14 protein-coding genes and 1 tRNA gene are annotated in these 14,141 nt (G+C 55.1%); 6 read left to right on the top strand and 9 right to left on the bottom strand.

The window, feature by feature from the left end; genetic code table 11:
• Positions 1-135: 135 nt before the first annotated feature.
• From IEX04_RS06950 to IEX04_RS06930, 5 genes are all read left to right on the top strand, one after another.
• Positions 136-1,323: a sensor histidine kinase gene (locus tag IEX04_RS06950; protein ID WP_188684690.1), complete on the top strand. Its 1,188-nt coding sequence runs from the start codon at positions 136-138 to the stop codon at positions 1,321-1,323.
• Between the two features lie 20 nt (positions 1,324-1,343).
• Entirely contained in the window at positions 1,344-2,060 is a 717-nt protein-coding gene (locus tag IEX04_RS06945; RefSeq protein ID WP_096256749.1) for a LytR/AlgR family response regulator transcription factor, read from the top strand.
• On the top strand, positions 2,057-2,428 hold the full coding sequence (locus IEX04_RS06940; RefSeq protein WP_229677046.1) for a hypothetical protein: 372 nt from the start codon (positions 2,057-2,059) through the stop codon (positions 2,426-2,428). The genes IEX04_RS06945 and IEX04_RS06940 overlap by 4 nt, the downstream gene beginning before the upstream one ends.
• Positions 2,425-3,894: a sodium/solute symporter gene (locus tag IEX04_RS06935; protein WP_188684688.1), complete on the top strand. Its 1,470-nt coding sequence runs from the start codon at positions 2,425-2,427 to the stop codon at positions 3,892-3,894. Before IEX04_RS06940 ends, IEX04_RS06935 begins: the two co-directional genes overlap by 4 nt.
• Positions 3,895-4,447: 553 nt before the next feature.
• The gene (locus IEX04_RS06930; protein ID WP_188684686.1) at positions 4,448-5,047 is read left to right on the top strand and encodes a hypothetical protein; all 600 of its coding nucleotides are present in this window, start codon (positions 4,448-4,450) and stop codon (positions 5,045-5,047) included.
• 74 nt (positions 5,048-5,121) lie between these two features.
• On the opposite strand, the gene IEX04_RS06925 is transcribed toward IEX04_RS06930, so the two are convergent.
• The 6 genes from IEX04_RS06925 to rpsB all read right to left on the bottom strand — a co-directional run bounded on the left by IEX04_RS06925 (position 5,122) and on the right by rpsB (position 10,747).
• Complete coding sequence (locus IEX04_RS06925; protein ID WP_382344636.1) at positions 5,122-5,694, bottom strand: DivIVA domain-containing protein; 573 nt, start codon at positions 5,692-5,694, stop codon at positions 5,122-5,124.
• 143 nt (positions 5,695-5,837) lie between these two features.
• A complete protein-coding gene (locus IEX04_RS18775; protein ID WP_229677045.1) occupies positions 5,838-7,349 on the bottom strand; it encodes a phosphatidate cytidylyltransferase in 1,512 nt (503 codons plus the stop codon).
• Positions 7,349-7,906, bottom strand: a complete 558-nt coding sequence (frr, locus tag IEX04_RS06915; protein ID WP_096256744.1) for a ribosome recycling factor — start codon at positions 7,904-7,906, stop codon at positions 7,349-7,351. Before frr ends, IEX04_RS18775 begins: the two co-directional genes overlap by 1 nt.
• 114 nt (positions 7,907-8,020) lie before the next feature.
• Entirely contained in the window at positions 8,021-8,743 is a 723-nt protein-coding gene (pyrH, locus tag IEX04_RS06910; protein WP_096256743.1) for a UMP kinase, read from the bottom strand.
• 170 nt (positions 8,744-8,913) lie between these two features.
• Positions 8,914-9,750, bottom strand: a complete 837-nt coding sequence (gene tsf / locus IEX04_RS06905) for a translation elongation factor Ts (RefSeq protein WP_096256799.1) — start codon at positions 9,748-9,750, stop codon at positions 8,914-8,916.
• A gap of 142 nt (positions 9,751-9,892) precedes the next feature.
• A complete protein-coding gene (gene rpsB, locus IEX04_RS06900) occupies positions 9,893-10,747 on the bottom strand; it encodes a 30S ribosomal protein S2 (protein WP_188684684.1) in 855 nt (284 codons plus the stop codon).
• A gap of 407 nt (positions 10,748-11,154) precedes the next feature.
• Between rpsB and IEX04_RS06895 the strand changes: the two genes are divergently transcribed.
• The gene (locus tag IEX04_RS06895) at positions 11,155-11,676 is read left to right on the top strand and encodes a M23 family metallopeptidase (RefSeq protein ID WP_188684682.1); all 522 of its coding nucleotides are present in this window, start codon (positions 11,155-11,157) and stop codon (positions 11,674-11,676) included.
• Positions 11,677-11,770: 94 nt separating this feature from the next.
• Here the strand turns inward: IEX04_RS06895 and IEX04_RS06890 are convergent.
• The 3 genes from IEX04_RS06890 to IEX04_RS06880 all read right to left on the bottom strand — a co-directional run bounded on the left by IEX04_RS06890 (position 11,771) and on the right by IEX04_RS06880 (position 14,093).
• Positions 11,771-11,844, bottom strand: a tRNA-Ile gene (locus IEX04_RS06890).
• Between the two features lie 99 nt (positions 11,845-11,943).
• A complete protein-coding gene (locus IEX04_RS06885) occupies positions 11,944-13,125 on the bottom strand; it encodes a glycosyltransferase (protein ID WP_096256741.1) in 1,182 nt (393 codons plus the stop codon).
• A gap of 53 nt (positions 13,126-13,178) precedes the next feature.
• A complete protein-coding gene (locus tag IEX04_RS06880; protein ID WP_188684678.1) occupies positions 13,179-14,093 on the bottom strand; it encodes a DMT family transporter in 915 nt (304 codons plus the stop codon).
• Between the last annotated feature and the right edge of the window lie 48 nt (positions 14,094-14,141).

The following is a 14,141-nucleotide window of genomic DNA, read 5'->3' as shown; positions in this document are numbered from 1 at the left end:
TCACTATTGGCTATTTGTGTCCAGCTCACTAGGGGTTGCGTAACATACGTGGCCTAACGGATAAATTCTTGCGCCCAACGGCAGGTTGCCTAACGACGAACGGTTAGCGGTATTGGGTGGCTTTAGGATGGGCTTATGTCTCCCGCGTTGCAGATCACCCTCATCGTCACCATCGTGATTGTTGGCATCGCCATTGTTGGCTACCTTGGTTTTAAGATTTCCCGCTCCACTAAGGAGCTGGGTACCTACGCCGAAGAAGCTACCTTCCAGGCCCTGCACCATATGTCTGTAGCGGTACCGCACCTAGGACGCGGCCTCACCGAAGAAGGGGCTGCAAAAAGTGCCAAGGCGTTACGTAAACTTCTGGGCTGCTCAGCATTTGTGATTAGTGATTCTCAACAAATTCTCGCTACCGACTCGGCTATTGACTTTACGCCCGGGCTTGAAGAGCGCGCTCAGGCTATCGGCATCTCGGCAATCACTAGTCAGAAAACGCAAGTTCATCGCACCCCCGGCTTTGATCTTGTGGCCGCCCCCATATTGGCCGGTGGGCAAGCAGTAGGCACCGTGACTGCGTTGTCCGAACGCGCTGGAGCAAGCTTCGTACGCGCCGTATCTGAGGTAGCGGTTTTCGTTTCTGCCCAGGTCAGCACCGCAGAACTCGACGAGTCAAAAGCGAAGTTGCTCGAGGCGCAGATGCGTGCGCTACGTGCGCAAATCTCCCCACATTTCATCTACAACTCGCTGAACGCCATTGCCTCATTTATCAACACCGATCCGGCCAGGGCACGTGAGCTAGTGATTGAATTTGCTGACTTCACCCGGTATTCGTTCCGCCGGCGTGGTGAATTCACTACTTTGGCCGAAGAGCTCGAGGCAATTGACCGGTACCTGCTGTTGGAAAAGGCGCGTTTTGGGGACCGCATCAAGGTCTCCTTGCAAATCGCTCCCGAAGTACTTACCACCCAAATCCCCTTCCTCTGTCTACAGCCATTAGTGGAGAACGCCGTCCACCACGGATTGGAAGCACGCCCCGATGGCGGGAGAATCTCGATTACCGCCACCGAGGACGGACTACACGCGGTGATCAGCGTCGAAGACGACGGGGCAGGTATGGATCCAGAGCAGCTAGCCTCTGTTTTGGCCGGAACTACCGTCAATATGCATGTGGGACTGCGTAACGTGGATGTCAGGCTACGTCAGCTCTATGGCAACGCCAATGGCCTGATTATCGATACCGCGCCAGACGAGGGAACGCTTATCACCTTAAGAATCCCGAAGTTCCGCCCCCCACAGACCTTAGAACCAGACGTAATGCCCTAAGCAAAGGTAGAGTTTTAGGCATGATTAATGTGGTCGTTGCCGATGATGAACTTCCAGCGGTAGAAGAAATATCTTTTCTGCTCGGACAAGACTCGCGAATCGGAAAAATTCACCGAGCAACCTCCGGCGCCGCAGCGCTCAAAGCCTTAGAAGAAAACGATGTAGATGCCCTGTTCTTGGACATCCACATGCCAGCACTGTCTGGACTGGATATTGCCCGAGTAATCTCCCGTTTCACTCATCCGCCACTGATCGTATTTGTCACCGCAGACGAAGACCAAGCCTTAGAGGCCTTCGAACTGGCGGCTATCGACTACGTGCTTAAACCCATCCGCCCGCAGCGACTGGCCGAATCCGTCCGCCGCATCTGCGAATTGGTTGAAGACGAACCGGCAAAGCCGGAAATGATCACCGTTGATCAAGGTGGCATCACCAAGCTCATACCGCGTGACGAAATCGGTTTTGTACAGGCTCAAGGTGATTACGCCCGGCTACACACTCGCGAGTCCAGCTACCTGATTCGTGTACCGCTCAACGATTTGGAACAGCAGTGGGCAGAATCCGGTTATGTGCGCATTCACCGCTCCTATTTGGTCTCCATGGACAAGATCGAGACTGTGCGGTTGCAAACTGGTAAGGCTGCGGTAGTGGTCAACGGCGTTGAACTGCCGATTTCGCGCCGGGCGCTGCCCTACCTTCGCGAACGCCTGGCCGCAAACCGGGTTCGTCCATTGTGAGCGAACCTTTAGGTCGCTTTGCCCAGCAACGTCCGCAACGTGTGCGGGTACAGGCTCCGCAGGACGCAAGCCTAGACATCCCCGCTACGCGGCCCGAGCAGAGCGCCGAGAACTTTTATGTACGCCAGTTGATCAGCTCCCAGCTACGTCTGGCGGTGGCCGTAGCTGCTGGGTTACTGATCATGCTGGTGGGGATCTCCGCGATCTTGGTTTTTTGGCCTGTGGTCTCGCAGATCATGCTCTTTAATATTCCACTGCCTTGGTGGATTTTGGGTGTAGGTATTTACCCATTGATCATCATTGCCGGCTTGCTTTATAACCGGGCGGCAACACGTAACGAACGGCGCTACCGGAGTATCTCTCGATGACTAACTTGTTTTCCGTGTTGGCTTTGGTTCTTGTCAGCCTGACCACCATGCTGATCGCCTTCTACGGGCTGCGACTATCTCGCACCACCAGTGACTTTTATGTTGCTTCGCGTACCGTGCGACCGTGGTGGAATGCGTCTGCCATCGGTGGCGAGTACCTCTCGGCCGCCTCATTCTTGGGCGTCGCAGGACTGATTGTGCTCAGTGGTCAATCCGGGCTGTGGTTCCCGATTGGCTACACAGCCGGATATTTGATGCTCTTGTTATTCGTTGCTGCACCGTTGCGCCGGTCGCAGGCTTATACGATTCCGGACTTTGCCCAGATCCGCTTCGAAGATTCGATCATGCTACGTAAAATCACCACCTACTTGGTGGTGATCATCTGTTGGTTATATATCGTCCCCCAGATGCATGGGGCGGCATTAACGCTGTCCATTGCCACCGGGCTCCCTGGCTGGATTGGCCCACTTATTGTCGCCGCGGTGGTGTGTCTGACGGTGGTATCCGGTGGCATGCGTTCGGTGACGTTTGTGCAGGCATTCCAATACTGGTTCAAACTTGCGGCCTTAGTGATCCCCACACTTTTTGTACTCTTCCAAGTCTTGCCCGAGTATTCGGTCCCCGAGCGAGCCGCGGCGGTTGCTGGGCAATTAAAATCGATCAGTTCGATGAGCCTGTATGAAACCATCTCGATTATCCTGGCTCTGCTCTTTGGCACGCTCGGTCTACCGCACGTTCTGGTGCGCTTCTATACAAACCCGACGGGACACGCGGCACGCACCACTACGGCGATAGTGCTCTGCCTGCTCTCTGTTTTTTACCTGTTGCCGACCACCTTGGGTGTCTTGGGAATTCTCTACACCAAAGATCTTTCGGCATCCAACGCTGATGCCACCATCTTGCTCTTACCGCACAGTGTCTTTGACGGGGTCCTTGCAGATTTATTGACCGCCGTGGTGGTGGGGGGCGCGTTTGCCGCGTTCTTGTCTACCACCTCCGGGTTGGCAGTCTCATTGGCCGGAGCACTTTCACAGGAGTTCTTCAATGGCACCGTGCGCGGTTTTAGGATCTCCACGGTACTTGCCACAGCGATTCCGGTAGTTGTGGCCTTACTAACTAGCTCGTTGGCGCTAGCCGGTGCTATTGGCAACGTCTTCGCGTTTACCGCGTCGACGATCTGCCCGCTGCTACTACTGGGCATCTGGTGGCGTTCTTTGACTGCGCGCGGGGCGATTGCCGGCATGTTGGCAGGTGCTGCAAGCTGTGGGCTCGCTCTGCTCGGTTCAAGCATGATGCCGAACAACGACTCGTTCTGGGTGTTGATGCTCCGCCAGCCGGCCGCATGGAGCGTCCCACTAGCCTTTGTGGTGATGATCTTGGTATCCAAAAAATCTCCACGGAAGATTCCCACGAATGTCGACCTCGTCATGGCATTACTGCACGTGCCAGAACGCAGCTACAAGTAGCCTGTTTCAGACCCAAAAGTTCGCCCAGACCAGCCGGTACGAGTCGCTAACGAGCTTTCTGTAGTGCAATCAAGCAGGCATCGTTACGCCCCCTAGTACTTAAGGACGATGTACTGATTTCAGTGAGACTGTTAGCCTCGAATGAATAGTTCATCTAACGAAAGTTCGCGTAATCCGCATGTCGAACTTGAGATGTAAGAATCTGCTTTGAGCGTTGCTCACGTCTCGGCTGTCAGAGGGAGAGGACAGGAATGTACGTTTTTATTGGAATTTTTTTAATGATAATCGTTGCCTTTGGGAGCCCATATTTTTGGAATTCCTCTGCTGATCCTTCACTGTACTCAGCGATCACGACCTCAGTTGCTTCGGTACTGTTCATTGGAACAGGGTGGCTCATTGACCGGCGGATACAGCAGAACAAGGCCAAACGCACAGCGGCTGAGATTTAAGGGGCCACGGCCCCGTTTTGATGGCTATGTACTAGCGCATTCAGATCTCAGGGATCCTAAACTGAAACCAGAAAATCTCTAGCGACTCACAGGGAGGATCACAGATGCCCACAGAACACCCTGTTAACGACCCCGCATGGACTCCGCCCCGACTGATCCACACATTCACCGGTCATTTGTTCACCGGAACACTGAAACTATTGGTTGTTGCGCTGCTTTTCTGGGTGTCCACCCTATTCGGTGACTCTATGACCGCAAGTTTGGGAACTAGCATAGGCGTGCTGGTGGCGACTCTGCTCCTCGGAGAGCTTCTCGCCGTAGGTATTGAACGTCCCTTTGTGATTCGAGGAAGACTCAACGAACCTGGCGGCTGGGGTTATAGCGTACTGCCGTTGCTCGCATACCTTCTGACCGGGGCCGTGTTTGCCTTCATTGCGTGGGGCAATTCAGTCACCGCAGTGGTCTTTGGAATTATTCATGCGGCGGTGAACATGGGTTTATTTTTCCTGATTAGGCCCTGGCAGGCAGGTGAAACTCAGCAGGAGACCGACGCGAAGTTGGCCGAGTTCAAAGCCATGACTAAGGAGCACTTCGCAGAGGACATCGTGGAAATTAAAACACGAGCCCGGGAACGAACTAAAAACGCCTACTACGCTACAAAAGACAAAAAACGACGTCAGTCAAAATCTGAAGACCAAGACTAAACGCTTAAACTACATCGCGGCCGCTACGGAACATCTGTTCCCTAGCGGCCGCGGCGTGTTTTGTGCGTGAAAATCTAGTCTATCGAGGCCATCAGCTCGACCACACGGTCCAAGAAGGCATCCACCTGCGACTCTTCATAGCCTTCTGTACCCACCGCAGAGCGGAACTCCACGCGACGTACCGAGTCGACTGCCATAGGCACGTCACGCTCGAAGTAATCGATGAGCTGATCACACAGGCGGTCAACGTCCTCAATGTTGTAGCTCGCTGCGTTTGCTCGAGAAGGGCGACGGAAACGCTCACCCTTAGAACGGTGCAAACGTCCGCGTAAGATCGCTGCGAGGCGGCCGACCTGTTGCAGCCACACTTCTTCACCTTGGTGGGCAATCAGGTCATCACGCTCGCGCTTAGCAAAGACGTCTTCTAGACGGTCCAATGCACCATCAACTTCACGGGCCTGGTAGCCGCCCTTTTGCGGCGCAAAGGTAGTGCGACGGATTAGGTGGCTAGTCACCACGGCATCATCGTTTCCGCCGCCGTTGAAGGTGGCACGCGCCCGGCTCAGAAACGCATCAACCTGCTTAACGTTGTAGCCGAAGTCCTTTTCCGGGACCCGGGAGAACGGAGCATCTTGTTGCTGCGACACGACTATTCCTTAGTTCTAGACGAAAAGTCATCAGGCGTACCGCGATGACGCGGCACCCTTCAATCTTATGTGTTGTGAAATATTTTGGTGCCATAGGCACACCGAATGGTGCAGATCCGTGTGCGGGTCCACACCATTCGGGTTTAGAAGACTGCGACGCTCCACTCCAAGAAGTGCGAGACAAGGTAGGCCAACGGGATAGCGAAGAGCAACGAATCGAGTCGATCCATAATGCCGCCGTGACCCGGCAACAGGTTACTCATATCCTTGATCCCCAGTTCACGCTTAACCATCGACTCGGCGAAGTCGCCAGTTGTCGCTGCGATGGTCGTGAAGCAAGCGAGAATGACGCCAGACCACCAAGGCATGTCCAGCCAGTAGTTCGCGGCCAGCGCGCCAATGACCATGGAACCAACCATGGATCCGGCAAAGCCTTCCCAAGATTTCTTGGGAGAAATCTTTGGAGCCATAGGATGTTTACCGAAGAGCACGCCCACCGCGTAGCCAAAGGTGTCGTTACTGACCACAAGCAACAAAATGGTGGTAATCAGTAGGTTGCCGTTATCCCCGCGCATCACCAGCAAGGCGAAACTAAGTAGTAATGGCACCCAACTGATAATGAAGACACTGCTCATCACCGAGGCCACAGCGCCCTTGAGTCCATCCAAAATTCGGAAGACCAAAGCAAGGACCAGACTACCTAAGTAGGCAAAACTCAACGCATCTAGTCCCCCGAGGATCGCGCTTACGGGAAGGAGCACAGAGGCCAGATACAGCGGGAACTGCTGCACCTCAGTTTTCGCATAGGTTGTCGCACGAGCGACTTCCCACGAGCCGATGCCCGCCAAGATCACGATGAGCGCAACCAGTAGCGCAGGTACCCAGAAAAGTCCCACCATAGCCAGGCCAAGCATGCCCAAACCTACACCGATGGCAGCTGGCAGGTTTCGTCCCGCCCGCGACTTCTTCGGCGGTCCACCGATGAGTAGTTCGGCTGGAATCTCAGCTTCTTCAGGCTCGGCATGTCCAGTTTCGGCTAAGTCTTTGCTATCCGAGTGCGGCGGAGCCGGTTGAGCTTCTGCCGGTGACTTTGAAGCCTGAGTTTTTTCAACGGACCGTCCGGTGGCCGGTACCGGGGCGAGAAGTTGAGCTTTCGCCTCGGCCTTCGCCTTCGATTTGGCCGCATCACTTGCCGGTGTCGGAGCCTGAACCGGCTCCGGCGTTGCTACTGGCTTTGCTGATTGCTGCGTCTTTCCTACAGGCTTGGATGTACCTGGCGTATCAACCGGCGCCTTCACATTAGCCGGACGGATCACCGGCACCGGCTTTGGTGCGGCGTGATCCTTCGACTTTGGCTTTTCCCCTACCGGGATCTTTGCCTTGGCTTCTGCCTGAGGTTCGATACTTTTTGGGGTCGCCACAGGAGTTTGAGGCGGCACTGTCTCGGGGGTGTTCGGTGCTGAAGCCTGTGGCTGCACGCTCTCGGACTTCTCCCCCGACAAAGCACGCTTAAGTTTCGAGGCGCGGGAATTTCCGCGTTCGGCGGCTTCGCGCTGTGCGCGAGCTTCTCGCCGAGTCATAGGCTGGTTTTCGCCGGATGCCACTGAGGGCACCGCCGAAGCGTTGCCCTCAGTGTTGTCTGTCGAGCCTGGCATTAGACTTCCAGCAGCTCTGCTTCTTTTTTCTTCAGAATCTCATCGACCGAATCAACGTGTGACTTGGTCAGTGCGTCGAGTTCCTTTTCAGCGCGGCTGCCGTCATCTTCACCAATTTCGCCATCCTTGACGAACTTATCGATGCTGTCCTTGGCCTTGCGACGGTGGCTACGCACCGCAACCTTGGCATCTTCGCCCTTGGAGCGAGCCAGCTTGACGTATTCTTTACGACGTTCCTCGGTCAGTACCGGAAGCGTAACGCGAATCATCTTGCCATCGCTCGATGGGTTAGCACCGACCTCTGGGTCACCCAAGGCCTTTTCGATAGCTCGCATTGCGGAGATATCGAACGGGCTGATGGTGATGGTGCGTGCTTCAGGCACAGCAAAGGATGCCAGCTGCATCAGTGGGGTTGGGGAACCGTAGTAGTCCACCATGACCTTGGAATACATGCCTGGGTGGGCGCGACCGGTACGGATCGTCGCGAAGTCCTCCTTGGCGGCTTCAATGGTGCGGTCCATCTTTTCGGCGGCTTCCGCCAACGTTTCGTCAATCACCGGTACTCCTCAGTACTTTTACCTTGTGTTCCACGCTCCCCGACCCCCGCAGCACGGGCGATCCTAGGAGCGCAGAACAACTACATCTAATTCAATCCTATGTCACGAACACCCTTATGGGGTGACGGTGGTGCCAATCCGCTCGCCGCGAATGGCGCGGGCCACATTTCCTTCGCCTTCCATGCCGAAGACCAGCATGTTCAAGGCATTGTCTTGGCACATGGTCATAGCGGTCTGGTCCATCACGCGGATGTCGCGTTGTAGCGCCTCGGAGTAGGTCAGGGTGTCCAGCTTCTTAGCGTTTGGATCCTTCTTTGGGTCTGCGGTGTAGACACCATCTACGCCGCTCTTGGCCATCAGCACCTCGTCAGCATCAACTTCGAGGGCACGCTGAGCGGCCACGGTGTCGGTGGAGAAATATGGCAGGCCGGCGCCGGCACCGAAGATGACCACGCGGTCTTTTTCCATGTGGCGGATGGCGCGACGTGGAATGTAGTTCTCCGCCACCTGAGCCATGGCAATGGCGGACTGGACGCGAGTTTCTACTCCGCACTGTTCCAAGAAGTCCTGCAGCGCCAGACAGTTCATGACGGTGCCAAGCATGCCCATGTAGTCCGCGCGGGAGCGATCCATACCAGCGGCTGATAGCTCGGCGCCACGGAAGAAGTTTCCGCCACCGACAACGATGGCTACTTCTACTTCACCAACGGTCGCTGCAATCTGTTCTGCAATTCCGCGCACGGTGGTCGGGTCAACACCGACGTTACCTCCGCCGAAGACCTCTCCGGAAAGCTTTAGCAGGACGCGGCGTCGTTTAGTTTCTGGACTGGTAGGCATGGAATCTATCTCCTGAGGGTTGAGAATTCTATTTCCGGATCTCAAAACTATCTTGCCATCCGGGCTCAAGAAAAGGGAGGTGAGTCACCGAGTATGCTCGGTGGCTCACCTCCCTTATCTTGGTTAGCCGCCGTTCAACGGCGACTGTCGCTTACTGTGTGGCTGAACCCTTAGGCACCAACACGGAAACGTGCGAAGGCAACTGGCTTGGTGCCAGCTTCTTCGAAGACCTTGGCTACGGACTTCTTTGCGTCCTTAGCGAATGCCTGGTCAACCAATACGATTTCCTTGAAGAAGCCGGTCAAACGGCCTTCAACGATCTTGGTAAGGGCAGCTTCTGGCTTGCCCTCTGCGCGTGCGGTCTCATCAGCGATGCGACGCTCGTCAGCAACCTTGTCCGCAGGAACTTCTTCGCGGGACAGGTAGATTGGCGACATTGCTGCGGTGTGCACTGCAACATCGTGTGCAACGGTTGCTGCAGCTTCACTGTCAGCGTCAACAGCCATCAGAACGCCAACCTGTGCTGGCAGGTCCTTGCTGGTCTTGTGCAGGTAAGCTGCAACCTTTGCACCCTCAATGCGGGCGACACGGCGGACAACGATCTTCTCGCCGAGGATTGCGCCCTCTTCGATAACGATCTCAGAAACAGGCTTGCCGTCTAGCTCGTAAGCCAACAGGGCTTCGGCATCTGCCGCGCCGGAAGCCACAGCGGCATCCAGAACCTTGTTTGCCAGCTCGATGAACTTCTCGTTCTTGGCGACGAAGTCGGTCTCGCAGTTGATCTCGACCATGACACCAACGGTGCCATCGACCTTAGCGGCGACAAGGCCTTCTGCGGTCGAACGGCCTTCGCGCTTGGTAGCGCCCTTCAGACCCTTGACGCGGATGATCTCGATGGCCTTCTCGGCATTGCCGTCAGCCTCGTCGAGAGCCTTCTTCACGTCCATCATGCCTGCGCCGGTACGTTCGCGCAGAGCCTTGATATCAGCAGCGGTGTAGTTTGCCACGTGCATCCCCGTTCACTAGGAGGTTTCAAGTTTATGTCGCTCGTGGGACGGGTCGGATAACCAACCCGTCCCACGAGACTTTTTGAGTATCCTTCCGCCCACGCTAGCGCGCGGAAGCAAACTCTAAGAGATAGTCAGATGACTACTTGGCTTCTGGAGCCTCTTCAGCAGCAGCCTCGGCAGGAGCCTCGGTTGCGGCTTCGGCAGGAGCCTCAGCCTTTGCCTTTGCCTTTTCGCCTTCGAGAAGCTCGCGCTCCCACTCAGCCATTGGCTCTGCTGCACCCTCGGTCTTGCCGGTTGCCTTGTTGTTCTTGGCGATGAGGCCTTCAGCAACGGCGTCTGCAACAACGCGGGTCAACAGGTTGACGGAGCGGATTGCGTCGTCGTTGCCTGGGATTGGGTAGGTTACTTCGTCTGGATCGCAGTTGGTGTCCAAGATGGCAACAACTGGGATGCCCAGCTTGCGAGCTTCGTCGATAGCCAAGTGTTCCTTCTTGGTGTCAACGATCCAGATAGCGGAAGGGGTACGGGTCAGGTTGCGGATACCACCGAGGTTGTTCTGCAGCTTGGTCAGCTCGCGCTTGAGCAGCAGAAGTTCCTTCTTGGTGTGGCCCGAACCGGCAACGTCCTCGAAGTTGATCTCTTCCAGTTCCTTCATGCGCTGAACGCGCTTGGAGACGGTCTGGAAGTTGGTCAGCATACCGCCGAGCCAACGCTGGTTCACGTATGGCTGGCCAACGCGGTTAGCCTGCTCAGCGATCGATTCCTGAGCCTGCTTCTTGGTACCGACGAACAGTACGGTGCCACCGTGGGCAACGGTCTGCTTGACGAACTCGTAAGCGCGGTCAATGAACGACAGCGACTGCTGCAGGTCAATGATGTAGATGCCGTTGCGCTCGGTGAAAATGAAGCGCTTCATCTTTGGGTTCCAACGACGGGTCTGGTGGCCGAAGTGGACGCCGCTGTCTAGCAGCTCTCGCATGGTTACGACTGGCATGTCGCAACTCCTCTCAGCAGTGGCGGACCGGACGCGTGCGCGTCCGCGGTAACTGCTCTTAGTTGTTTGGGTTGTACGCAGATTTTCATTTTGAATATCCGCCCTAGTGCGCGATCCTGACTGCTTAGCAGCCTGTCTAAGTCCACCGATTCTCTCGGACCACTGGAACTTATGACCACTTCCTCAAAAAGGATGTGGAACCTCGCACGCGAAGTCAATCCCTTGGGAGGTGAACCAATTTTGGACACACCTCTGACAAGAAACTGCAGTTTCAAGTGTACTACACCGACTTCGCTCCAGAGACCGTGATCTATGGTGATCTAGCGCCTAAAACCCGACCAACGAAGTTACCCACATCTTGCGGTCAATCACCAAAATTCCGCACCTCGTTGCCACAGGCTGAACTTATGAAACCCAAACGACTTTTATTGCTACTCCCGGCACTACTGATTCTGACTTTGGCCCCGCTGGGTGCCCGCGCAGAAACCACACAGAACTATGCGCAACCTGCAGCCGCAGCTCAGTGGCGCTGGCCGCTAGCCGGAGAGCCGAAGATCCTCAAGGCTTTTGATAAGCCGGCCGAGCAGTGGTCGGCCGGTCATCGTGGTGTGGATCTGGCGGCATCTGTTGGTAACCAAGTCGTTGCCCCGAATCGTGGACGTATCACCTTCCGGGGTGTGGTCGTTGACCGCCCCGTGGTTGTGATTGACCACGGGCATGGGTTCAAGACCAGTTTGGAACCTGTGACCAGCGAGCTCTCGGTGGGTAGCTGGGTGGAATCTGGAGCCAAGCTCGGAACCGTGTCGACGGGTGCTCATTGCTCAAATCGCTGTATTCACTGGGGCGTCCGGTTAGATGGAGAATATATCGACCCAGCACTTCTCATCGAAGATTTGCGCCCCTCGATCTTGCTGCCGTTGAACGACTGAATGAGTGAAAACTATGGTTAAACCGTGATCTGAGATTTAAATAGAAGAACGCCGGGTCACTTGTTCATACAGGTGACCCGGCGTTTTCATACTGTAGGGCGTGTCGGACTTGAACCGACGACCAAGGAATTATGAGTTCCCTGCTCTAACCAACTGAGCTAACGCCCCACTATGAGAATTACCGCCGAAGCAGTAACCACACTCGAAATATTCTAGGGCATGACCAGCCAAAATCTCGATTCGAGGTCCTTGCGGCGTCGCCAAGTGCTAATGCGTAGTGACGCTCTGCCCACGATAGAGCGCTTCGAAGGAGTTCATGGTTTTCTCCTGCGCATGATTCATGACCTTTCGGTGCCCCGCAGATCCTAGGCGTTCACGTTCCTGAGGTTCGAGACTTAACACCTTGTCCAGCTTCTGCGCCAGATCTTCTCGGTTACCAGGTTCAAACATATAACCGTTCACACCGACGTCGACAAGGTGTGGCAACGCCATCGCGTTGGCTAGGATCACGGGCTTCGAGGCTGAAAGCGCTTCGAGCGTCACCAAGGACTGCAATTCCGCGGTTCCTGGTTGGCAGAAGACGTCACAGCGCAGATAAGCCTCGCGAAGCTCCTCTTCGCTGACATGCCCAAGGAATCGAACACGGTCACGCACACCTTTTTCATTGGCAATCTTCTCCAACAGTGAACGTTGCTCGCCACCGCCAACAACTTCGAGAATCGAGTTAGGTACCTGCTTCATCAATGCCAGGGCCTCGATTAGCTCGTTTACGTTTTTCTCGACGGCTAGTCGACCAACAAAAAGTATGGTTGGTGCTTCGTTGCGAACAATTTCTTCCTCGTTGCCCAGCTCATAGTTGCCAACTTCGATTCCATTGGATAAAGGCAGCACCTTCGTCAGCCCCGCGTGCTCCTTCATGGCTTTCGCAGCCAACGGAGTCGGAGTGGTCACCGCATCCGCTCTTCCGAAAATCTTCCCCATATCTCGCCACGAGTTGCGGGCAACGATCTTCTTAAACCACTTAGGAAAGGGTAAGAAAGGATCAAGATTCTCCGGCATAAAATGGTTCGTCGCGACGGCTCGCACCCCATGTTTACGTGCGTAAGCCAAGGTCTGCTGGCCAATCATGTAGTGGCTCTGCGCGTGCACGACGTCAGGTTTGATGTCTGCCAAGATCTTGTTGATTTGCGAATTAACTTCCCAAGGAAATGCGATACGGAAATACTCGTGGGTTGGTACCCCGTGTGATTGCAGTCGGTGCACGATGGCTTCGGGGCGAACCTCAGTGTAGGTCTTGCCCTTTTCGCCGCGTACCGCCAATACGTGCACTCGGTGTCCGCGTTCTTTCATGGCACTAGCCAATCGGTAGCAGAACATTGCCGCACCATTAATATCAGGCAGGTAAGTATCGGCGGCGATGACTATCGTCAGCGGTTTTTCCTCGGCCACGTATTGTCCTTGTTCGTTCAACATATTGTCTTGTGGAAGATTTTCTACTGCTTTTATGCATCTTTATGAGACATTTTTTGTGAATGTCTTGCTTTAGCTTTGCGTTCTAGAACATCCGGGTGGTGGCGAGATAACGCCACCACGCCGATGATGGCCAGCACGGCGGCTACCACCATCAAGATCGCCAACACCGCAGGAACATCTGGGCGAAGCTCTCCAAGAATAGAGATGCCGATGGCGATGCCGACCATCGGATCGATCACGGTCAGTCCGGCGATCACCAAATCTGGTGGCCCCTTCGAATAAGCCGTTTGTACAAAATATGATCCGAGTAAACCTGCCACTACCACTGCGGCCAGTGCAATCCACGGTAGCGACTTCCAATCTTGTACTTCGAAATTCAATATCGCAATCGCGATGGTGCGCACGAGTACCGCCACAAACCCAAAAAGTACGCCCGCCCCGACGATATAAAAGAAGGCGCCCAGTTTGTGCCGGAAGAGAAGCACAAGAATTCCAAAGACCACAACCACGACGGCCAGAATCATCTCAATGAGTAATGCCTCGGCGTTATTTACAAGGTGCTGCTCGCCAGTGACGTTGATAGCCATCAAAACGAATGCGGCCGAACCGACCATGCAACTAATAATTGCCAGCACCGTCGGCCTGTTCATGGTGAGCTTGTGTTCTCGCGAATTCACCACGGTGGTTACCACCAGGGCAATAGCCCCAATGGGTTGCACTACGGTCAACGGGGCGCTTGCCAGAGCAAATACGTTAAGCACCATACCCAGGCCCAGCAAGAGCAACCCGCTCATCCACCGCCTGTTGCCCGCCAGTTTCCCCAAGTTTTTCAGGGTGAGCTCTAGCCCGCCCGAAGCTTTCCTCACCGCGCTCGATTGAAATTGAGCTCCAAAGGCAAGGCAAAAGGCACCGCATAGTGCCGCTGTAATAGCGATCCAAACCATGTCAGTGCCTTTCCCAAGAGTTCTTTATTGTCCGAGAGGTCATGCCGC

The sequence above is a fragment of the Glutamicibacter ardleyensis genome, assembly GCF_014644555.1.
GTDB lineage: Bacteria > Actinomycetota > Actinomycetes > Actinomycetales > Micrococcaceae > Glutamicibacter > Glutamicibacter bergerei.
The sequence above is the reverse complement of the archived record's forward strand: the minus strand, read 5'-3'. Positions and strand labels throughout refer to the sequence as shown.